The organism is Cohaesibacter celericrescens (assembly GCF_002866925.1).
GTDB lineage: Bacteria > Pseudomonadota > Alphaproteobacteria > Rhizobiales > Cohaesibacteraceae > Cohaesibacter > Cohaesibacter celericrescens.
Map to the genome: position 1 here is coordinate 120,137 of NZ_PKUQ01000042.1, position 22,499 is coordinate 142,635.

Sequence of the window (22,499 nt, forward strand, 5' to 3'; positions counted from 1 at the left end):
CTTGCCAGCTATGGTTTGGCCATTGGCCTCGTTAGCAGACTACACTTGGGATGAGCGCACATTTCCATTGAGCAACCAGCGGGTGGCCTTGCACAGGTCAGACCCAACACCAAACAGGCTGGGCACCAAAAACAATACAAACAGGGTGGCAACCGCAAGACCAAATACGATGGTTATCGCCATTGGTTTGAGGAATTGCGCCTGAAGTGATGCTTCAAATAACAAGGGCGTCAAACCACTGACTGTGGTCAGGGATGTGAGCAGCACTGCGCGCAAACGGTCACAGCTTGCGCCAATTGCGGCATCTTTGAGGGTCTCTCCGAAGGCCAAACGCTCGTCGAGCCGACTAACCAGAATGATTGAATCATTGACCAAAATGCCGGCGAGGCCGAGCAATCCAATCAAGGACAGAATGGTTAGCTGGAACCCGAGCAGATAATGGCCCAAGACGGCACCGACAATGCCAAACGGAATGATCACCATGATGGCCAGAGGGCGACTGTAGGAGGCAAAAACCCACGCAAGGATGATATAGATTGCGGCCAGTGCAATCATAACTCCAAGGCGCAAGTCGGCAAACGCTTCCATGCGCTCTTCATTGCGACCGGAAAAATTATAATCTACACCATGTTTGGCGGCGATTTCCGGCATCAGATTTTTATCAAGAGCGGCGACAAGCTCGGTGACAGTTACCACCTCAGAATCGACATCGCCGGTCACGGAAATGGTGGTTTTACCGTCGAACCGCTGAATAGAAGAGAAGCCCTGACGGTCCCGTAGTGTGACCACTTCGGTCAAAGGCACATAAGCGCCCGAGGTGCTTTTGAGCCAAATCGAACGCAAGCTGTCAACATCGTTTCGCGCGTCTTGCTTGATCAAGACATCCACTTCGTCATCCAAAATAGCCAATTTGCGAGCGGTTCTGCCATCCACCAGATCCCGCACCTGCTCGCCAATGGATTGAGCGGAAAAACCAAGGCTGCGGCCACGGGGTTTCAGCTCCAGAACCAGCTCGGGTTTGCCATATGGCATATTGTCATTCAATTCGCTGACGCCCGGGTATGACGACAGCCGTTCTTGCAGGTCCAGCGATGCCTGTTTGAGGGTTTCGGGAGGGGCATTGATGAGACGAATATCCAAATCAGCGCCGGGAGGTCCGCCCCGTTGCCCACGGATAGAAGCGCGTTTAAGGCCCGCAATTTGCGGCATATTGCGTCGCAAAGCATTCTGGAACACATTTGTGCGCACGCTTCTTTGTTCCGAGCTGGTCAAGCGCAAGCGCAGCGACGCGACATTGTCTGCGGTTGTCTGGCCAGAACTGCCCAAAGTGATGAAAGAGGCAACCACCAACTTTTCGCCCTTGCCCAGCTTCCGCTCGGTATCATATACCGCGTCATCCACTTGCTTGACGATTTTAACTGCATCTTGTTCCAAGATACCAACGTTGAAAACCATCGAAATGGTGATGGTTTCAGACTCGGCAGATGGAAAAAACACAAAACCAACACGCCCGCCAGCGAGCCCGCCATACACCACAGCCATGGAGGCAATGCACAGAGCAATTGTTGTGTAGCGCCAGGTATAAGAGATTGTAACAAGGGACCGAAACGGTCCGTCACGAAAAGCGGCAAAGCCTTTGTCAAAGGCTCGCCGAAAGGCGCTTTCTTTGGGCCTTCCATGATTTTCATGCTTATTCTGTTTGGCAGTTCGACGAACCAGAAATAACTCTATTGTGGTGGCCAGTAAAAACGCAAAAGAGACAAAGGCAATCAACGGCACCATCGGGCCTTTGTCCAAAAACGTGTGCAGCCAAGACCAAGTGCTTTGTGTGTAGCCGCCGAACTTGGCCGCCAGTTCTTTCTCCATGCTGTAGAAAAGCACCAACGGGGCAACCAGAACCAAGCCTGTGACAATCACCCTTTTCACATTCCAGCCACGATGATGACTGGGGGTCATGGAATGGGCCAGATGACCGGGCAAAATGAAAAAACACTCAATCAAGCTTGCCAATAACACCGAGATGACAACCAGTGGCAAGACACCCATAATCTGACCAATAACACCGCCGATCAACAAAATGGGCGAGAACGCAGCAATGGTCGTCAACGAGGCGGCCGTCACCGGCATCAACATGCGGGCACCGCCGCCCTCGGCGGCGATCGGGCCGGGTTCACCAGCCTGAAATCGCGTTGTCGCCTCTTCTCCCACAACAATGGCATCATCGACGATGATGCCCAGCATCATGATAAAAGCAAACAGCGACATCATGTTGATGGTTTGCCCCAGTGCCAGCAGCACGACACAGGCAGCAAGCATCGCAACCGGAATGCCCGCTGTGACCCATAACGCGGTGCGCATATTGAGGAAAAGCGCCAGAATCAACAACACAAGAACGAGACCAGAGACAGCGTTTTTGACCAGCAACAGAATGCGTTCAACCAAGGCTTCGGCGCGGGCATCATATTGAGTGATAATCAGCGTCGGAGGGAAAATATCACGCGCAGTTGAGAGATACTCGTCGACAATGGCAGATGCCTTTAGCGAATCCTCACTGGGAGCACGGCGCACCACCAGCTGAATAGCAGATTGCCCTCGCATGAGGCCTCGCACCTGATCGGGGTCAAGCCGCCGTTGGATCTGCGAAATGTCTCCGAGATTAACGCTGGAACCATCCGTTTGTGATTTAATTTCTATGTTGGAGAGGCGCTCGGGGCTTTCCTCGGCCGCCAATGTGCGCACTTGTTTTTCGATGCCATCCTGCACCTTGCCCGACGGCAAATCACGGCTGTTGGAGGCAACCTGATCGGCAACATCCTTGATGGTCAACCCCAAGCGCCGCAAATCGTAATCAGACAAGCCGACATAAAATTCTTCATCCCGCAAGCCCGTAAAATCAACCGTGTCGACCCCTTTGTCTATCAAGTCATCACGGAGCGTCTTGGCAAATTCCCGCAGCGAAGATTCATCAAACGGGCCAGACAAAATCAATCGCGCCACATCGTCGCGAAACTCCCGATAAGAGACTTTGGGGTCTTCTGCCTGCTCGGGCAAGGTGCTGATGGTATCAATGGCGGATTCAACATCCCGCAGTGCCAATTGCATGTCTGCCCCGGGTTTGAACTCCAGACTTATGCTCGCAGCCCCTTCACGGGCATAGGATTGAACCGTGTCGACACCGTCGATAAACCGAATTTTTGGCTCAACAATTTCGAGAATATTGGCCTCGACATCTTCGGCGCTGGCTCCTGACCACGTGATCGACACCTGTATTGTGTCTGTGGCAATAGTCGGGAAAAACTGGCTATTCATACGAGACAACGAAAAGAGACCGGCAATAAGCAGAATGATCATCAGCAGATTTGCCGCATTGGGATGATGAACAAAGAACGCAACGACCCCTCTCTTGGGGGCATGATCAAAACGGCTCATTGTTTTGCCTCTTGATCGGCGTTGTTAGGTGGCGATGCGACGCCTTTTACCGGTTCTTTTCTCGCGGCTTTTGACTTTTCTCCAGTCGCACGTTTGCCGCCAACAGAGTTCATATTTTGGCCCTTGGCGTCTGAGGCACTTTGCTTCTCTCGACCCGGCACCACCAGTTTCAGACCTGGTCCCGCTTCGGCGACCCGTGTTGTGATAATTTCAGTTGCCGGTTCAAACACGGTGCCGTCAATAAGAACCGTGTCCCCCAGATAGGCCATAACGGAGACATCCTGCGGCTGCATGCGGCCATTGCGGTTAATATAGACCCGACTGCCGCCATAGAGCGCGGCTTGCGGGACTTCTATTGTATCTTTGTATATCTTGTCCGGTACGACCAATTCGACAAATGTGCCGGTGCGCAAGCGAGATCCTTCTGCAACGCGCGCATACACTTCGATGCCCCCGTTGGCGGCGTTTACTTCGGGGGCAACGCGTTCGATGATGGCTTGATGGGACTGCACGACATCCCCCAGCTTCCAGTTTACATTGATCTTGCGACCAACCAGTTTGTTGTCTTTTGAAATCAAGCGGCCATATTGCGTGTCGGACAAAGTGAAACGCACATCCATCTGGTCCGGATCATAAAGCGAAACCAGCGTATCATTGCCCGAAACCGATCGTCCCAAATCAACAGACCGAGACTGGACCAATCCGGTAAAGGGGGCTTTGAGCGTGGTGTCGGCCAAATTGCGACGCGCCTGTTCTAGGCGCCAAACCAGACGTTCAACATTGGCATCTTGCTGCTCGATGCGGGCCTTCAGGACGATAAGATTGTTTTCTCTGGCTTCCACCGATTGCTGACGCTGGGACAAGATGAGCTTGCGCCCTTCCAATGCCTGTCGGGTCAGACTGCCGCTTTTGGCCAGTTTCTCGGCGCGTTCCAGATCGCTGCGAGCGAAGGCTTGTTGCTCGAGCAAGCGCTGCAATGCGGCCTCATCACTGGCAATGGAAGCAGATGTTTCGGTCAATTTGGCTTTAGCTTCAGCCAAATTTGCCTGTGCCTCGCGAATGGCACCTTCATAATCAAACGGGTCGATGCGCACCAAAGCCTGACCAATCTGCACATTGCGCCCCTCGACCAGTTCCGGACTGACCCAAATGACCTCACCACTGACCAGCGCCCGCAAGTCGACGTTTCTCGCAGCAGAAACCGTACCATACAGAATAATGTTTGGTTGATGATCGAAGCGTTTGGCGGGCGACACCTGAACTGCATAGGTTTTCTCACTCGGCGGGCGGCGATCGACCTGAGGTTTGGTCGATACCAAATTCCATGCAACAAAGGCCCCACCCCCAATAACGAGAAATGGCAGGAGCAATTTGAAAAACCAATTGATCAGCTTCAGCATAGTCGATACCTCAACAGACCGCTCTTTCCCCTCTGGATCATGTGCTGCATTCTCATCGCTCTTTTCCTGCTCCAGCACGTTTGATGCTTTGCTCTGATTACCAGCCTGCGATTTGGGATCATGATGAAGGGTCATATTGTTTGGCCATGTCATTGGGGAAATATGCTCGGAAATCGTCAAGCTTCAAAACCACGGTTTAAAAAAATCAACCCAAGGCTAACATTATATACGCAGCAGCAAGACAATCCGATTGTTGCATTATTTTGAATTCAATCAAATCAATATACCTATTTAGTCGCAATGACATGAATTCATTGGCAACCAATGGCTCAATATCCGCCATAGACGGCTTGGTTGGAGACGATTGTGCTCACTTTCGAGCGACAGAGTCTTATCCTTGCTTCAAAAGCCAAGTCCCACCTAAGCCATGAAAAAAGCCGCTGGTTTTGGCCAGCGGCTTTCAAAATTTACTCATCATCAGATCCATGAACGCGGTCAGTCTTGATCGCGGCCCTGTATCTCGCCCTCTATCTCTTCGGGCACAAAATTATAGCTGGTGCTACAGAATTCACATGTCACTTCGATCTTGCCATCGACCATCATGTCATCTCGATCTTCAGGTTTGAAATTATTCAGCACTTCACCAATCTTTTCACGACTGCAGGTGCAGCGATCTTCAATCGGCATCTCGTCAAATACGCGCGGGTTGTTTTCGTGGAACAGCCGATAGAGCAAAGTTTCTGCAGTGACCGCAGGATCGGTCAATTCATGGTCATTGACCGTATTGATTAGCGCTTCACATTCGCGCCAGACGTCAACCTCATCAACCTCGCCTCCGGTTTCGCTGTCTAAATCAGGATGATCACCGGGATGCAGATCGCGATGCGGAATATCAGTTGAGGAATGCGGCAGATATTGCACCAGAAGACCGCCAGCCAGCCATTCGCTTTTAAAGCTTCCGTCTTTTTGCTTGGTCACCATTTCGGTCGCAGCCAGCCGCACCCGCGTAGGCAACTGCTCAGACTGCATAAAATAGCTATGCGCCGCTTCTTCAAGGCTTTTGCCGTCCAAGATGACGATGCCCTGATAGCGGTTCATATATTGGCCCTGATCAATGGTCATAATCAAAGTGCCCTCACCCAGCAATTGCTCTGGCAGAGTTTCGCCTTTTTCAATCAAGGCCGCCAGCGCCTCGTCGTCAAAACGGACATAGGCGCGCACAGCGTCGGGCGCAGTAAAGTCCACCGCCAACATGTTGACGGCACCTTTGGACTGGACCTGAAGAATGAATTTGCCTTCAAATTTCAAGGATGATCCAAGAAGGGAGGTCAACGCAATGGCTTCGGCCAGCAGACGGTTGACCGCATCAGGATAGTCGTGCCGCTGAATGATGCCGGTGACGGTATTATTCAGGTGCACCATTCGGCCACGTACATCTAGTCCATCGACCTGAAAGGGAAGAACGCGATCCATGTGCGAAATAGGAGTGATCGTGGCAGCGGTGGTATCGGATTGCTTAGACATGTTGGCTCACTTTCTCAGCGGCTTGGACCTGACGTTTCAAACCACTACTCATTCTTTAGTGGCTGGGCTTGTCAAAATATTTGAATGGCGTATCAAGCGCATAGCAAAAAGCGCAAGGCAGTCACATATTTTGTTCCAACCATCAGTCTCAGGTTCCGAGACTTGCGGACTATCAGACCGTGTCAAAGGCAAAGGGTGAATACGATTGTATCCACCCTTTGGGATTGTTTCTATTCGGTGCGTCATAATCAACGCAACCAAAGCTTAGGTCAGGTCTCGGCTGTGCCGATCTCTCAACCTGACATCACTTGGTGTCAGCGTTTGACTTATGAAAGCACCAAGCCATAATGCCCTTTTGCGCATGCAAGCGGTTTTCCGCTTCATCAAAGACCACCGATTGCGGGCCATCAATGACCTCATCGGTCACTTCTTCGCCGCGGTGGGCCGGCAGACAATGCATAAAAAGGGCATCTTCTTTCGCGTGTTCCATTAATCTGGTGTTGACCTGATAGGGTTTCAAGAGATTGTGAAGATGCTCCGCCCCTTCATCTCCCATAGACACCCACGTATCGGCGATGATCAAGTCTGACTGATCGGCGGCAGCTTCGGCGGTATCACAGACCTCGATTTTGGCTCCTGCGTCTTTCAAACGATTGATAACGGTATAGTCCGTCAGCAATTCATCAGGTACACCAATGCGCATCGTGAAATCAAAATGCTTGGCTGCGTGCAGCCATGAGACCAACACATTGTTATAATCGCCCACCCAAGTGACCGTCTTGCCCTGCAGAGAGCCACGATGCTCTTCATAGGTCATGATGTCAGCCATAATCTGGCACGGATGAGAATAATAAGTCAGGCCGTTGATCACTGGGACGTCAGCATATTTGGCCAATTCAGCAACCGCCTCGTGATCAAGCATACGGATCATGATGCCGTCGACAAAACGGGACAGGACACGCGCTGTGTCAGGAATGCTTTCCCCACGTCCCAATTGCATTTCGGCACCGGTCAACATCAGCGGTTCACCGCCAAGCTCACGGACGCCAACATCAAAAGACACGCGGGTGCGCGTTGACGGTTTATCAAAGACAAGGGCTATGACCTTGTCTTGCAAAATATCGGTTTTTCGTTTTGTTTTTCGTGCCGCCTTGATTGTGTGGGCCGTTTTGAGAATATCCTTCAAATCTTCGGTATTCTCATTTTCCAAATCTACAAAATGGCGAATAGGACTGGTCGACATCGCTCACAATCCTCCCTTATTTATTGTGACTGTTTGCTTTAGAGGCGGAGACTTTTGTTAGAGCCTGCTCCAAAGCATGAAGTGCAAAATCAATTTCAGCCTGACCAACTGTCAGGGGTGGCAGAATACGCAGAACATTGTCTCCGGCAGGGACAGTCAACAGCCCCTCATCCCGACAGGCCGATAGCAACTCGGCGGGAGGGAAGGAAAGCTTGAGCCCAAGCAACAGCCCACGCCCTCGAATTCCCTCAATCAAATCGGGGAAAGAATCCACTAGACCTGCCAGACGCTGTTTCAGAATGAGCCCCGTTTGAGCAACTTGCGGCAGGAACCCCTCTTCCAGAACCACATCCAAAACAGCATTGCCTACAGCCATTGCGAGAGGGTTGCCACCATAGGTTGATCCATGTGTTCCAGGGACCATAGCCCCGGCGACATGTGCTGTCGCGAGACAGGCCCCCATGGGGAAGCCTCCACCGATGCCTTTGGCGATGCCCATGATGTCTGGCTCCACACCGGCCTCTTGATAGGCAAATAGCTGACCCGTACGGCCAACGCCGGTCTGAACCTCGTCAAAAATCAACAGGACGCCAGATTCATCACACAAAGTACGAAGGGCCCTCAAAAAAGGCGGTTCAATTTCGCGAATGCCGCCTTCCCCTTGAATGGGTTCAATCAGCACAGCCGCTGTGGTTTCATCGATTGCCGCTTTGACCAGATCGATGTCAGTGTCTGCTAACTGGACAAACCCCGGAGCTTTCGGTCCAAACCCTTCGAGGTATTTTTCCTGCCCACCTGCTGCGATCATCCCCAACGTGCGACCATGGAACGCACCCTCAAACGTCAAGATTGTCGTTCTCTCAGGTGATCCGGCGTCATAATGAAAGCGGCGAGCGGTTTTTACGGCACACTCGAGCGCTTCTGTCCCGGAATTTGTAAAGAAGACTTTGTCAGCAAACGTGGCCGCGCAAAGGCGCTCGCCCAGTCGTTGCTGGCCGGGAATGTCATACAGGTTCGAGACATGCCACAATTTCTCAGCTTGATCTTTCAGGGCTTGGACAAGATGAGGATGTGCGTGGCCAAGACTGTTGACCGCAATACCTGCGGCAAAGTCAAGAAATCGTCGGTTATCTTGCGTTGTGAGCCAAGCGCCCTCGCCTTTTTCAAATTTGAGATCAGCGCGTGCATATGTGGCAAACAGCGAAGATTGCGTCATTTTTCTATCCTCGTCCCAAGGCCTTGGTCTCCAGATCTTTCTTACCGAAAGCCATTTGAGACCACATCCCCGTTTCTCTGGGTCAATGGTTTTAAGGCTCGTCGGGTAGGAACATCATGGGGACAGCCAATTGACCACACCTGATAGGCCTAGCCAAATTAGCAGAATTGCAACAAAAAAGCCGCCCCATCGGCGGCTATCGAAGCTTTCTTTTTTGCAGTATGGTGTTTCCTTTGTCAATCGGACACACTACTCACTTGTGAAATTATATGCTTTATTTACATCAATCCACAAAATTTTATACGCCACACACTCGCAGTACACCTAAAATCACTTCATTTATCGCGCGAGACTTTTAATGGCGATGTTCACTGGAGAGAAAATACGAAGTCTATGGGGCAACAATACCCGTCGTGTTTCACGCAAAATGACATCAAAAACATACCCAAAGCTTTCTAACAACTTTTCCACAAGAAATGCACAAGCTTATCTAGATAAATGCAAAAAACGGTTGTTAAGAAAATTTTGGACAGCATTTGATTCGAAATTCTGGGGAAAAGGCTTTAATATCCTCCCATCCCTGTTGCGGCAACGATGAGGCATATAGTAGTTTACACTTTATTAACGACTAGATATCGTGCGGCATAATCAAAAACCACTTCAGAAGACAAAACTCCTGGTTGCAAACTTGCGGCAGAGTGCGGAACCTTGTTGCCTTCTGAGACAGTCTAGACGGAGGCTAAATTAATGTCTTGGACTGACGAACGCGTAGAACTATTGAAAAAACTATGGGGCGACGGCTTGAGTGCCAGTCAGGTAGCAGCGGAACTTGGCGGAGTGACGCGCAATGCAGTGATTGGTAAAGTCCATCGCTTAGGCCTTTCCGGCCGAGCCAAAACAACAACAACGGCACCTCGAGCGCGCCGAACCCGGGCACAAACCACTCGTCCCCCCCGGACAAACGCAGGCGCGGCGCCCACCGTCGGCGCCAACGCTCTGAAGGTAGACAGCAAACCGCAGGCGGCTCCCCAGCCACGTGCCGAGAAGAAACCCGAAACAGATCCGGTTGTTATACCGATCTCAAAAAGGGCCTCTATTCTCACTCTGACCGAGACAACCTGTAAGTGGCCAATTGGCGACCCAGGCGATGGTGATTTCCACTTCTGCGGACATAAATCCGAAGCAAGTGCTCCCTATTGCAAATATCATTCGGAAATCGCCTACCAGCCGAGCTCTGACAGACGTCGGGCAAAAAAAGCGGGCTAAGTAAGACACTTTCACGGTCGCACCGGTTTAAAAAAGCCGCTCCGAGATTTCGGAGCGGTTTTTTTAGGTTCTGCCCACGGTGCAAGGATCTAAAACCAAGATCAGCTGGATATTGTTCAAGGCAAATACATAGCAGATCCCTTGGCGTTTCAAACAAGATAGCGACGGCCATCAAAGCCATCCATTGAATTGATACGCAACAAATGGCGAGATCAAGCGGAGTCTGGTTAACTGCTCTTTAAACTACATCTTGAAGAAAGACGTAATTAGCCCCATATTGAGAAGGAACCGGAGGCTTATTTAAAGGTCCGGCAAAACGGGTGTGGTGCGAAGCCTGCCCATAGTTGATTGGCCGCAGCCCAGATAAGGCAAAAGCCAAGCGTGTCGCTTAGAGTTTAAAGGACCGCCTATGTCTCGAATGTCTGCATTTTCCAGCCCTTTTTTGCTTGGCTTTGATGAGGTTGAGCGTGTGCTTGATCGCGTTGCCAAAGGTGCAAATGAGGGCTATCCTCCCTATAATATCGAACGACTAGATCCCAACGAAAGCAAATTGCTTGAAGGAAACGGCGGCAACGGAGATGTGTTGCGCATCACCCTCGCAGTAGCGGGCTTCACCCGCGATCAGCTTGATGTGACATTGGAAGAAAGCCAACTTGTCATTCGCGGCCGTCAAGTGGATGACCAAACCCGCCAGTATCTCCACCGCGGCATTGCTGCTCGGCAATTTCAGCGCTCATTTGTTCTAGCCGAAGGCATGGAAATCCTTGGAGCTGAGCTTAAAGATGGTCTATTGTCAATTGATCTCGCCAGACCGGAGCCTGAGAAGGTCGTCCGGAAGATTGCCATTGACGTCAAAGAATAACGGCCCCTTCCCTCAGGTTAGAGGCCCCGCCACATCCTCCCCAGGCGGGCTGCCTCAGACCCAACATGAAAGCAGATATCATGTTTGAAGAAGAAATGTTCGACAGTGAAGAGATGGAAGATGGCTTGGAATCGATCATGTTGGAACGCCGCATGGCCTATGTCCGGCAAGTGAGCGTAGACGAAGTGATGGATATGTTCCCCGAGGCACCGGAAATTCCGCAAAATCAGGAACTATGGGCATTGCTCGATGTTCAGGGACAGCCAATCGCTTTGGCTGGTTCTGAGTCCGCAGCCAAACTGAGCGCTATGCGCCATGACATTGAAACCGTCAGTGTCCATTGACGATATCATCCTTACTGACTGATAAATTTTGAGTGAAATACCGGCCCCGTCTTTTGATTGGGCCGGTATTTTTTGGTCTAACGCTTTAGAATGTGCCCCAGAGCAGACCTAAGCCACCGGTTAGTCCCAGACATTGTACAATTGACCAGTTGCGGACATGCAGCAAGTAGCCCGCCAGCAAAGACAGCCCAAACAGCACAGGATTAAAACTTCCCCAATGGGGGACTTGCAGAGTGACCCAGCCGAATGCTTGATTCTCAACCTTTTCGAACAACACATGCAGGGCGAACCAGACTGATAGATTGAGAATAACCCCAACCACAGCAGCAGTGATGGCTCTTAAAGCTTCACGCAGGCGGGGGCGCGCGCTGATCCATTCAATATAGGGTGCACCGGCAAAAACCCAGAGAAAACAGGGAGCAAAGGTTGCCCAAAGCGTGATCAATGCCCCTACTAGGCCCATCCATAAATTGACGCCGCCATCCATGCGGGCGGATGCCAGAAAGCCGACAAATTCGGTGACCAAAATCAAGGGGCCGGGCGTGGTTTCGGCCAACCCGAGCCCATCCATCATTTCTTTGGCTGATAACCAGCCGTGCAGAACAACGGCATCTTGGGCCATATAGGCCAGCACAGCGTAGGCACCACCGAAGGTCACAGTCGCCAGTTTTGAGAAAAACAGCCCGAGCGTGCCAAAGAGTTCCGGACCAGCGAATAACCCCACCAAAACCAAGGGCAACAGCCAGATGAGCAGCCACGTGGCGATTGTAATCAGGGTTTTTGTCAAGGCTATAGGCTGTTTATCAAGCTCATCTTCGTGCGGAGCCTCTGCTGCATTGGCCCGCCGACCATGCCAGACGCCATAAAGCGCGGCAGCGGCAATGATCAACGGGAAAGGCAACGCCAGAAAAAAAATCGCAATGAATGAAAAAGCCGCAATCACCCAATGCGCTGCTCCGTCGAGCGCCTTTTTGGCGACCCGCAACAAGGCTTCCAAAACGATGACCAGAACAGCCGCCTTGATGCCCATAAACAGGGATGCAGCCAGAGGGGCCTGCCCCCATAAAGCATAAGCAGCAGCAAGACAAAGAATGACCAAAGCACCGGGAATGACAAAGGCAAGACCAGCGATCAGCCCGCCCAAGACACCATGCAAACGCCACCCCACATAAGTTGCCAATTGCATGGCTTCAGGACCGGGTAACATCATGCAAAAGGAAAGCGCATTGAGGAACTGTCGCTCATTGAGCCAGTTTTTTTGATCAACCACCATTCGGTGCATCAGGGCGATTTGCGCCGCAGGTCCCCCAAAAGACAGCACACCAATGTGCCACCAAACAGATGTGGCCTCTTGCAAGGTCGGCTTGGACAAAGCAGGCATTATTTTCGGGCTTGGCCCACTGTTCTTCATTGCGTCCCTCCCAATGGCGCAAGCAAATACCGCGCAGTCACGCTCTTATGGAGCGTGACTTTGACAGACAGATTACAGGAGCCTGATATCCAAGCAAAAAGAAGACAGAATTGATTTTGGGAAGTGTGTACTGATCGCGCCCATTTGCGCGATCAGACGTTACGCAGCGTCAGATTCACGCAACTCACAAAGAATGGCGCGAATGGCATCTGCGTCGCTTGCTGCTCGCAGTTTTGCCAAGGTATCGTCATTGCGCAATACGCGGGCAATGCGTGCCAAAGCTTTAAGATGGTCTGCACCAGCACCTTCCGGCGCGAGTAACAGGAAGACAATATCCACCGGTTTGTCGTCCATCGCATCGTAATTGACAGGTTTGTCCAACAGGGCAAACATGCCGTGAATCCGATCGAGCTCAGCCAATTTACCGTGGGGAATCGCGACGCCTTGACCAACACCAGTCGACCCCAGACGCTCACGTTGCAATAATTTATCGAAAATTTGACGGTGCGATAAGCCAGTCAATTTGGCCGCGCGCTCCGAAAGTTCCTGTATGATTTGTTTTTTGCTGCTTGCTTTGAGCAGCGGTATAATCGCTCCAGGAGCGAGTAGATCGTTCAATTCCATGAAACTCTCATGCGTAAAGCACCGTGCCTCTAGTCTATTGAGAAGACACGATGCTCCTGTTCCTTGAAAGTGACCAACCTGCCCTCGGGGTATTAGCCTGAGGGCAGGTTGGTCTAGAGCGAGCACCAACGGGCGTTAGCCGCGTTGATAAAATATATCCCAAATAGGCTTGGTTTTCAAATTGGGATGGATTTGAAACCGAAAACTCGATGGCACTCCCGCGGCTGCTTGGCTGCGGGAAATGCCCTTACTTATTTAATAAGGGTTGGGTTAACCCAACCAACATGGCCGTCTTGGCGCTTATAGACGACATTGATACCGTCATCGCCAGCATTACGGAAAACCACTACAGGAGAATCGGTCATATCCAGTGATATCACGGCATCCCCCACAGTCATTGTGCGAATTGGCGAGGTGGATTCCGCAATCACAACAGGAGTGAAATCTTCTGCGACTTCCTCTTGCTTGTCGGGATTTTCCAACACACCATATGCGGCCTGAATAGCATCATCAGCACCATTGCGGTCAAAGCGGTGGCTCTTCAGACGTCGTTTGTAGCGGCGCAGTCGTTTGTCGATATGCTCAACAGCTGTTTCAAAGCTTTTTTGAGGATCAGCATCCGATCCGCTCGCTTGCATTGTCATCCCGGTGTCGAGATGAACGACGAGATCGCTTTTGAAGCCGAGGCCTTCTCTTTCCAAGGTCATTTGTCCGTCAAAAGCACCGTCAAAATATTTCTGCACGGTTTCTTCGACACGGTCCTCGGCATATGCGCGAAGTGAATCACCTACATCAACTTGTCGGCCAGTTACTCGAAGCGTCATGGAACCCCCTGATCATTTTGGGTCAATGGAATGACCAACCCTACGTTTTCTCAAATCAGCTATAGCTGTATTGCCTAGTATCTAACGGTGGCAACCGGCCACGCTCTTTGAGGTTTTAAAGTCAGGTCGGCCAGAAGCATGACAACATTCCGTAACAGAAGCACTTCCATGCAAACGGGCTGCGCACAAATAGGCGCTCCGTTCAAAAATGTCAATGTCATGGAAAAAGGTGTCATGCATAGCTTCAGTCTGCCAAAAATTTCGACGCTTGACCAGAAGACATGACAATTGAAGGACAGAAAGATCATGTCCTACGTGTTTATCCACCGACTTTGCAAGTTTGAAATTAATGAAATATTTTCAAGACACAAACGTTAACAAAATTTCATACTTGTGCCGAATTGACGCAAAAAAGACCGATACGACCGTGACTAAATTATATGCAATATCATTGGCGTGATGGGTAGATATTGGATGCTTTGTCAAACTTTGATTGCCACCCTATTTGGCAAATGCCGCCTTTTTTTCCCGTCGACGCTGAACCGATGAAGGAATATGCATCGCCTCACGGTATTTTGCCACGGTTCTGCGGGCAATATCGATGCCAGACTCACGCAACAAGGTGACCAGGGCATCATCAGAGAGAACCTTGGCTGGCAATTCAGCATCAATGGCCTGGCGAATGTGATGCTTGACTGATTCTGCCGAGTGACTATCGCCGCCTTGCGTGGCTGAGATTGCCGAGGTGAAGAAATATTTCATTTCGAATGTGCCGCGATTGGTGGCGATATATTTGTTGGATGTGACGCGACTGACGGTGCTTTCGTGCATCTCGATCGCATCTGCGATGGTTCGCAGGTTCAAGGGTTTGAGATGGGTCACACCATAGGCGAAAAAGGCATCCTGCTGCTTAACAATTTCGGTTGCCACCTTGAGGATGGTCTGGGCACGCTGATCGAGACTCCGGACCAGCCAGTTGGCGCTTTGGAGGCAATCGACAAGGAATTCTTTTTCTTTTTTTCCAGACGTCGTCTGATTGATCTCGGCATAATAGGTACGATTGACCAACACGCGGGGCAGAGTTTCGCTGTTCAACTCCAGGCGCCAGCCACCATCGCTTGCCTGTTTAACAAACACGTCAGGAATGACCGGTTGCACGGTCAAATGGCCAAAAGCACTGCCCGGGCGCGGGTTAAGCGCCCGTATTTCTGCGACCATTTCAGTCAGATCGTCTTCATCAACGGCGCATAATTTGCGCAGCGTCGCATAATCCCGTTTAGCCAAAAGCTCGAGATTGTCCAGCAAACAAGCAATCGCTGGATCATATCGATTGAGCTCCTTGAGTTGTATCGCGAGACACTCTGACAAGGAACGTGCAAAAACACCAGAAGGCTCAAACGTTTGCAGGATTTCAAGCGTTGCCTCCACCTCATTGGTCTCGACACCGAGGCGATTGGCAACCAAGGCCAGGTCTGTTTGCAAATAACCAAAATCGTCCAGCTCGTTGATCAGAAACTGACCAATGATGCGCCGGGTTGGTTCAAAAATTGCGGTGGTTAGTTGTTGTTCAAGATGATTGGCCAGTGACAACTCACCGGCAAGAACCGCTTCAAGATCATAGTCCGGATTGACACCTCCGTTGCGCATCGGTGCTGACATCCAAGGATCGTTCAGCTGCGGTCCGGCCTGTTCGGCAGGGCCATGATCGTCCGGAAACACATTATCGAGCCGCGCATCAAGATCATTCGATATAGCTTCGATTTGCTCGGGCCGAGATTCGCCCAACTGATCGGACAGATCCGGTGTTGCGGAGCTATCATTGCTGTCGCCACTTCGTCCAGACGTATCTGTTCGTGTCATCCCGTCGGGATTAGAAACCGCTTCAACATTCACACCGACGGCTTGGTTGGTTTCCGAGCCCCCCACTTCGCCTCTCTCTTCGGCCGGGGTAGGTTCATTGGCATAATCACCACTCGTCGCTTCGAGCAACGGGTTGCTCTCCAATTCCTTTTGAACATAGGCCACCAGATCAAGATTGGACATTTGCAACAGCTGAATCGCTTGCATCAGCTGGGGTGTCATCACCAGCGATTGGCTTTGCCTTATGTCCAGTCTTGGTGTTAGAGCCATTGGCGCGCCTGTCCGAAGTGAGTTGGTACAAGAATTGCTTGTTAGTTATAGCAGCCTTGCGCTGATTTTCCCAATTCAAAAATCGTGCAGGGCTAAAAGCTCTATATTTGCGTTAATTGGCCGCTGAATTGCGGGAAATCCTTGGATTTACCGGCAACAATCCTAGCGAATAACGTGAAAAGTTCGCCCCTGTTTGGGAAAGAACAGACGGCCTGTGCGATTTTTTTCCATAAAAGGCCAATATATATGCAGCTTTTGCTCTGATTCAGAGGAATCTCACCCCAAACCATTTCACAAGACATTACATCGAAAAACTCTCGCCCAAATACAGGCGGCGCACTTCTGGGTCGGAAATGATTTCTTCGGGGGTGCCGTTGGTCAAAACATTTCCGGAATGAATGATATAGGCGCGATCAATCAGGCTGAGCGTTTCGCGCACATTGTGATCGGTGATGAGGACGCCGATGCCACGTGCGGTCAAATGACGCACCAATTGCTGGATATCTCCAACGGCAATCGGATCAACGCCGGCGAAAGGCTCATCAAGCAGCATGAAAGACGGGCGCGAGGCCAAGGCACGGGCAATTTCCAGTCGACGTCTTTCACCGCCGGACAGGGCAATTGCCATGGATTTACGCAAATGCGTAATTGTGAACTCTTCTAACAGCTGATCCAGCTGTTCTTTTCGTTTCTTGCGGTTGGGTTCGACCAACTGCAATACAGCCATAATATTATCTTCGACGTTCAACCCGCGGAAAATAGACGCTTCTTGCGGCAAATAGCCGATGCCCAGCTTGGCGCGGCGATACATGGGTAGTTTGGTGATATTGAAGCCATCTAAGGAAATATACCCCTTATCCGGACGCACAAGGCCGGTGATCATATAGAAAACCGTGGTTTTACCCGCGCCATTCGGCCCCAAAAGGCCAACCGCTTCGCCGCGCTGAACAGACAATGACGCAGAGGTTACCACTGTACGCTTTTTATAACTCTTGCCGATGTCGTGGACCACAAGCCAGCCTTGACCGTCCTGCATAAGCGGATCATCCCCTCTTTGAGGGTCATCTGCATGAAGTGGGGTGATTTGGCTGTCGGGCTCTTGCATAAAAGTGCGTACTTCTAGGTGTTAGACTGAGACAATGCGAACTGCCGTATTAAAATCTGTTACCAGATGCGGTCTTAGCAACCATTGATTAGATTCGCAGTGCCGTCAAATGCATAAGCCTTTCACCGCGACTGAGAAGTCGAGTTGGATTGCTCTTAAAACCAATCGGCTGCATTGTCGAGACACTTTGCTGATCAATTATTTGTTTTTTTGGATTTTCGATTGGGAATAAACAGCCCTTGAACGCGCTTTGGTTTGTTTCCTGTCCCACTGCTCGCGGAGGAAGAGGCCAAGCGCGCAGCGCCGGATTGCATATCAATTGTGAGTTTGGACCCACGCAAAACATTTGCCCCTTGGCTTAAAACGACATTGCCGCTGAGCGTGATAACCTCTTTGACCATGTCGACATAAGCGGTGCTGCCGGTCGCCTTTTGATCTTTTTGGGAAATCTGAACACCACCAATTGCCTCAAGCCGAGTGATCGATTGCGCAGTTCCCGCTCCACCACCGGAATAATGAATTGTAAGGGTCGCTGTATTCAGAATGGTCTCACCCTGCTGCGCCCTGACGTTCCCCTTGAAGACGGCGAGCTTTTTTTGGTCATAAATATCGAGCTGATCGGCCTCGATTTCGATCGGGGCGTCGGGATCGGTACGCAAGCCCGACGCCACATCAGCCATGCTTTGTGCTCCCGCAGAAAGCGGAGCCAACACCAACACAAAAAGAGCAAAAAAGAAGATATGTCGAGCTGCCATTATTGATCCGCCTCTTGCGCCGGGGGCTTTGTATCGCTCTTGTTCATCATCGCAGCATCGATCCGTAAATGAACGTTGCCGATGAAGCGAAATTGTTCGCCATTGTTAATCGCTTCCAGTTTGTCCGCCTTCAGCAGAATGTCCTTGGAGAGGATTTCCACCGGGGTCTCTGTTTCCAGATACCTCTTTTTCATGTCTACATTGACGATGTCGGTCGTTAAGTCATACCCCAAGGATGATTTAACGTCGACGGTACCGTTCAATGTCATTTGTTCGCTTGTCTGGTTGAACAGGCCTGACTGAGAGGTGATTGTCACCCACTGGCCTTTTTCATCTGTTATGCGTGCAGTCAATGTCTCAAGGTTGATCACATCCGGCGTCGCAATTTTCTGGACTGCGCGATCAGCAATCACTTCATAGGCTCGCCCGTCTGAAAACCCATTCAGATTTGGATTTTGCATAATCAATTCATCTTGCTGAAGCGCCGCCTGTTCCTGAACCGTTTCAACAGGCTGCTCAACCGGTTTTTGCTGCGCAACCCAACCAACAAATCCCGCGATAATGCTCAACGCAATCAGCGGCAAACCCCATTTCAGCACTTTTACACGCTTTGTGTGGCGTTGTGCGCTGCGAAATGCCGTTTGCTGTTCCTGCGCCGAGATAATGCGCGTGTCATGATCGACGCGCGTGTGGAACATGTTGTTCGTCTGGGATTTTCGGTCCGGCCCAAGATTATCTGACTGCAAAGAAACAGGAGAATGATCACGGGACGACGTCAACGGTCGCTGTGCGTCCGGCGCACGCTGGTCCATTTGATCCGATCCCGTTTGATCCTTCATATCCTGCCTTACGCCCTTCTCATGGGCACGTTGCGCGCCGGTAATGCGCCTCGACTGGAGACGCTGGCCTAGATTTCCATATGGGTCAGCTAACCGCGCAATCAAGGCATCGTTAATCATATCGCTCAATCCAGTCCTATTTAAGATGAACCGAGCGATGCAAATTGGCTGACTTAATATCAGGAATGGGAAAATATATCAGTCTCGGGCCAACCTTCTAGGTCGAGCTTGGCGCGGCTGGGCAGAAAATCAAAACAGGACTGAGCCAGTTCCTTACGGCCTTCACGCGACAAACGTGCTCGAAAGATTCCCATCAAACCGTGCAGGTGCAGCACATCAGACGCTGCATATTTTTTCTGGGCTTCGGTCAGCATGTCCGCACCCCAATCGGAGCTTTGTTGCTGCTTGGAAATATCCACTTCCAAAAACTCACGGCAAACATCTTTGAGACCATGGCGGTCTGTATAGGTCCGGGTCAGCTTGGATGCAATTTTGGTGCAGAAAACCGGCGCAGGCATCACACCAAATGTGTGATAGAGCACAGCGATATCAAAGCGAGCAAAATGAAAGATCTTGGTCATTTTATCATTGCCAAGCAACGTGCACAGATTTGGAGCTTCGGTCTGGCCTCTGGCAATTTGAATCAAGTCTGCGCTACCATCACCGGGTGAAATCTGAACAAGACAAAGTCTATCACGATGTGGATTAAGCCCCATCGTCTCAGTATCAATCGCGACTGCTGAAACATTGTCATAATTGTTAAGATTGGGAAGATCTCCCTGATGCAGCCTGATTGTCATTTGATCGCAAGGTCCTAGATAGGGTCGACGCAGTTTCGCCCGTCGACGGAGTAAGAAAGATGGGCGGGCTTGCCCTTGGGGCATATACCGGCCTGCAATAACCTTAAAAGGTTCGGCCCTTCTTCTCAAGGCTTGGAAAGCCTTACCTGTCGCTATCGCACCCAATCTGTCGGCGTTACGCACATGCGTTTGATGTCAAACTGTTTCTAGGGCGTAAAATGCGGACTTGGTGAGGAAATTTTCAATATCGAACCTCGCAAATATACCGCTCGAACACCCAGCCAGATGTATAATTGCCGCCACGGGCATCGAGATATGGCAAAACATCCACCTGCCGCCAACCAGACTGGCCATAGGGCTCCCATGACCGCAATGGAGTGTTCGGCCCCAGACGCATGATCTCACGGCATCGGGTTGAGCCACATGTTCGCAAAGACAGATAATTATCGCCATTGGGATTGAGGCGACAAACGACATATTCCTGACCGTCATAACTGAATGCCGGTGTCGTCAAAAGGAAACCAGCAATGAGCATTGGCGCCAACCATGCTCGCAACAAAACACGTCCCATCATTTCCAATTCCTTTCCACCTGACCGTTGGCCATTCACATCAAGAATGTCAGAAAAAGTGTATCATTTTTTGAGAACCGGTGTGAAAGCAAATATGTACTGCTATATCGCAATCATGCCCTGAGGTATGGGTTTGCCTTCTTGATGGTGGACTGGCTTATTGGCTGTTTTGCGACATCAGTGCGTCGAGCACGAATGGATCGATCAGCGTTGTTTGAGGATCGACCATACCAAATCCGTTAGAAAACTCCCAATGGGTCCAGCCCAGACAGTGTTCTTCAGCCGCTTGCCGCACCGCACGAAGCCAATCGGTGCGCGCCCATTTGTCGACATCAAAATTGAGAACTCCAAATTCATTGACGATCACCGCCACATTGTGGCGCTTGGACCAAGCACCAACCGGAGCGAAATCAGCGCTCACCCGTGCAGCATCCCATGGTTGCGCAAAGGTTTGACGCAAATCAGCCACCGCCTCGGTGTCTCCCGCTTGTTCGAGTTTTTTAATTTGCGCCATCAATGCCGGATGATTGGCATCTGCAGGAAAAGGCAATTGGCCGATGCGGGATAAATAGGATCCTTCCCCCCACGTCATGGCCTGATGGGTGAAAGGAAACGGATCATAATAATGGATGGCGTAGATCAGATCTTGGCCAATCAGGGGATCGGCGTCGAGCAACGGTTCATAACGCTGATAAACAGCGGGGCCAACGATCAAGCCTCGACCTTTTGCGGTCTCATTCAGGAGCGTTACAAGACTTTGCGCTTGGGGCCACCAGACCTCCTGAGCGGGGACTGGCTCGTTGAGCAATTCAAAATAGATACCAGCTTTTGGCCAACTTTTGGCGCGCGCCGCGATCAACTCCCATGCTTGGGTCAGCAATTTTAATCCCGCAGCAGGGATTTTGAGGTGCAGGGTCTGAAACCTGCCGCCAGGATGCATGTCGAGTGACAGCGAGAAACCCAACCCGTGCAACCTGATGACTTGGTCTTCCAGGTGATCGAGATAAGCCTTTATCTCCTTAGGACCAGAAAAAGCCGTCATCAATTTCTCGCCATCAATCGGCAGGCGAATATGGCTAAACCCTTCGGTACGCAGTTGTGACAAGAGCAAATCATCGGGCTTTAGCCCGTTGTGGCCAGGATCCCAATTAGGCAGATTGAAACCACGCGCAAGACCGGCATCCTGCCCTTTGGTGGACAAGGGATTCTCGGCTTGACAGTGAGCCAATCCCGCAAGAGGCCCTTGGGCTTTGGCCAGCGGTGCGCAAAGCAGCAAGCCAACCCCCGCCACCATAAAGATGGCCAATTGGCGACACAAAGACACTCTGAGATCTGGCATGCAGGTATCCATTCAGCGAGATCGTGTCAGCAACAGCCAGACAGCGTGTGGATTTGTCGTCAGATATCGCCAGAGCAATCGGCGCGGCTCTTGGCCAATCCGGTAAACCCATTCCAGCCCCCATGTCTGCATCCACAGGGGGGCGCGTTTGTTTTTCCCGGACAGAAAGTTGAACAGACCACCCGATGTTTTGATCACGCCCACATTGGTCAGTTTGGATAAATTGCGTGAAACAAATTGCTGTTCCCGTGGCACGCCCATTCCGATCCAGAGAATATCCGGTGCGACATTGTTGATTTCTTCGACCACACCGTCTTCCTGTTCCTTGCTAACATAGCCATCGTGATGGCCGGCAAATATCAAACCGGGATACAGACGTTTCATATTTTCAACCGCCAGATCAACTTGATCTTGAGAGGCACCAAGAAAGTAGAAGCTGGCTTTTTCGGCCTGTGCCAGACGGGCTGTATTGTGAATCAGATCGGTGGTTGCCACCCGTTCGGGCAACGGTGTTTTGCAAAGCATTCGGGATGCACGGACAAGGGGTTCCCCATCGGCGTGAATAATGTCGGCTTCTTCGAACAGGGCTTTGGTTTCAGGCTCCAAAGCGCATGCCGAAACCACCTGTCCATTTGCAGAAGTAGAATATAATGGGGGCAAAGCTTTGCCACGGCGAGAAAAAGCAAAATCCAGCATATATCGAGCAGCTTCTTCGCAAGTTTCTACTGTAATCGGCAAACCACCAATTGTGGTCAATGGATTGGCACTGTTCATTTCTCTTTGGTCCCCCAATTCACGTAGGGCCTTTATACAGAGA

The 22,499-nt window shown here is 51.0% G+C and carries 19 protein-coding genes; 3 read left to right on the top strand and 16 right to left on the bottom strand.

Annotation, left to right across the window (positions count from 1 at the left end; translation table 11 throughout):
- Positions 1-39: 39 nt before the first annotated feature.
- The 5 genes from C0081_RS17290 to C0081_RS17315 all read right to left on the bottom strand — a co-directional run bounded on the left by C0081_RS17290 (position 40) and on the right by C0081_RS17315 (position 8,812).
- Positions 40-3,429: an efflux RND transporter permease subunit gene (locus C0081_RS17290; protein ID WP_101535099.1), complete on the bottom strand. Its 3,390-nt coding sequence runs from the start codon at positions 3,427-3,429 to the stop codon at positions 40-42.
- On the bottom strand, positions 3,426-4,964 hold the full coding sequence (locus tag C0081_RS17295) for an efflux RND transporter periplasmic adaptor subunit (RefSeq protein WP_180966945.1): 1,539 nt from the start codon (positions 4,962-4,964) through the stop codon (positions 3,426-3,428). Before C0081_RS17295 ends, C0081_RS17290 begins: the two co-directional genes overlap by 4 nt.
- Before the next feature lie 360 nt (positions 4,965-5,324).
- On the bottom strand, positions 5,325-6,353 hold the full coding sequence (locus tag C0081_RS17300) for an Hsp33 family molecular chaperone (RefSeq protein ID WP_101535101.1): 1,029 nt from the start codon (positions 6,351-6,353) through the stop codon (positions 5,325-5,327).
- Positions 6,354-6,657: 304 nt separating this feature from the next.
- The gene (argF, locus tag C0081_RS17310) at positions 6,658-7,596 is read right to left on the bottom strand and encodes an ornithine carbamoyltransferase (RefSeq protein ID WP_101535103.1); all 939 of its coding nucleotides are present in this window, start codon (positions 7,594-7,596) and stop codon (positions 6,658-6,660) included.
- Between the two features lie 16 nt (positions 7,597-7,612).
- Positions 7,613-8,812: an aspartate aminotransferase family protein gene (locus tag C0081_RS17315; protein WP_101535104.1), complete on the bottom strand. Its 1,200-nt coding sequence runs from the start codon at positions 8,810-8,812 to the stop codon at positions 7,613-7,615.
- Between the two features lie 747 nt (positions 8,813-9,559).
- On the opposite strand from C0081_RS17315, the gene C0081_RS17320 reads away from it, so the two are divergent.
- From C0081_RS17320 to C0081_RS17330, 3 genes are all read left to right on the top strand, one after another.
- Positions 9,560-10,078 carry a GcrA family cell cycle regulator gene (locus tag C0081_RS17320; RefSeq protein WP_101535105.1) on the top strand — a complete coding sequence of 173 codons (519 nt, stop codon included), beginning with the start codon at positions 9,560-9,562 and terminating at the stop codon, positions 10,076-10,078.
- A gap of 409 nt (positions 10,079-10,487) precedes the next feature.
- Positions 10,488-10,940, top strand: coding sequence for an Hsp20 family protein (locus C0081_RS17325; protein ID WP_101535106.1), 453 nt, complete (start codon positions 10,488-10,490; stop codon positions 10,938-10,940).
- An 80-nt stretch (positions 10,941-11,020) separates the two neighbouring features.
- Positions 11,021-11,284 carry a DUF1150 family protein gene (locus tag C0081_RS17330; RefSeq protein ID WP_180966946.1) on the top strand — a complete coding sequence of 88 codons (264 nt, stop codon included), beginning with the start codon at positions 11,021-11,023 and terminating at the stop codon, positions 11,282-11,284.
- Positions 11,285-11,369: 85 nt separating this feature from the next.
- On the opposite strand, the gene chrA is transcribed toward C0081_RS17330, so the two are convergent.
- The 11 genes from chrA to C0081_RS17390 all read right to left on the bottom strand — a co-directional run bounded on the left by chrA (position 11,370) and on the right by C0081_RS17390 (position 22,456).
- A complete protein-coding gene (gene chrA / locus C0081_RS17335) occupies positions 11,370-12,695 on the bottom strand; it encodes a chromate efflux transporter (RefSeq protein WP_101535108.1) in 1,326 nt (441 codons plus the stop codon).
- 159 nt (positions 12,696-12,854) lie between these two features.
- Complete coding sequence (gene ptsN, locus C0081_RS17340; protein WP_101535109.1) at positions 12,855-13,319, bottom strand: PTS IIA-like nitrogen regulatory protein PtsN; 465 nt, start codon at positions 13,317-13,319, stop codon at positions 12,855-12,857.
- A 251-nt stretch (positions 13,320-13,570) separates the two neighbouring features.
- Positions 13,571-14,143 carry a ribosome hibernation-promoting factor, HPF/YfiA family gene (gene hpf, locus C0081_RS17345; protein ID WP_101535110.1) on the bottom strand — a complete coding sequence of 191 codons (573 nt, stop codon included), beginning with the start codon at positions 14,141-14,143 and terminating at the stop codon, positions 13,571-13,573.
- Between the two features lie 501 nt (positions 14,144-14,644).
- Positions 14,645-16,273, bottom strand: coding sequence for an RNA polymerase factor sigma-54 (gene rpoN, locus C0081_RS17350; protein WP_101535111.1), 1,629 nt, complete (start codon positions 16,271-16,273; stop codon positions 14,645-14,647).
- Between the two features lie 301 nt (positions 16,274-16,574).
- Entirely contained in the window at positions 16,575-17,309 is a 735-nt protein-coding gene (lptB, locus tag C0081_RS17360) for an LPS export ABC transporter ATP-binding protein (protein WP_245417993.1), read from the bottom strand.
- Between the two features lie 263 nt (positions 17,310-17,572).
- A complete protein-coding gene (locus C0081_RS17365; protein WP_101535114.1) occupies positions 17,573-18,133 on the bottom strand; it encodes an LptA/OstA family protein in 561 nt (186 codons plus the stop codon).
- Positions 18,133-19,092: an LPS export ABC transporter periplasmic protein LptC gene (lptC, locus tag C0081_RS17370; RefSeq protein WP_101535115.1), complete on the bottom strand. Its 960-nt coding sequence runs from the start codon at positions 19,090-19,092 to the stop codon at positions 18,133-18,135. The genes C0081_RS17365 and lptC overlap by 1 nt, the downstream gene beginning before the upstream one ends.
- A 59-nt stretch (positions 19,093-19,151) precedes the next feature.
- Positions 19,152-19,772, bottom strand: a complete 621-nt coding sequence (locus tag C0081_RS17375; protein WP_101535116.1) for a ribonuclease D — start codon at positions 19,770-19,772, stop codon at positions 19,152-19,154.
- Positions 19,773-20,013: 241 nt separating this feature from the next.
- Positions 20,014-20,346, bottom strand: a complete 333-nt coding sequence (locus tag C0081_RS17380; RefSeq protein WP_146006492.1) for a hypothetical protein — start codon at positions 20,344-20,346, stop codon at positions 20,014-20,016.
- A gap of 154 nt (positions 20,347-20,500) precedes the next feature.
- Positions 20,501-21,682, bottom strand: coding sequence for a glycoside hydrolase family 5 protein (locus tag C0081_RS17385; protein ID WP_180966947.1), 1,182 nt, complete (start codon positions 21,680-21,682; stop codon positions 20,501-20,503).
- A gap of 12 nt (positions 21,683-21,694) precedes the next feature.
- Positions 21,695-22,456: a WecB/TagA/CpsF family glycosyltransferase gene (locus C0081_RS17390; protein ID WP_101535119.1), complete on the bottom strand. Its 762-nt coding sequence runs from the start codon at positions 22,454-22,456 to the stop codon at positions 21,695-21,697.
- Between the last annotated feature and the right edge of the window lie 43 nt (positions 22,457-22,499).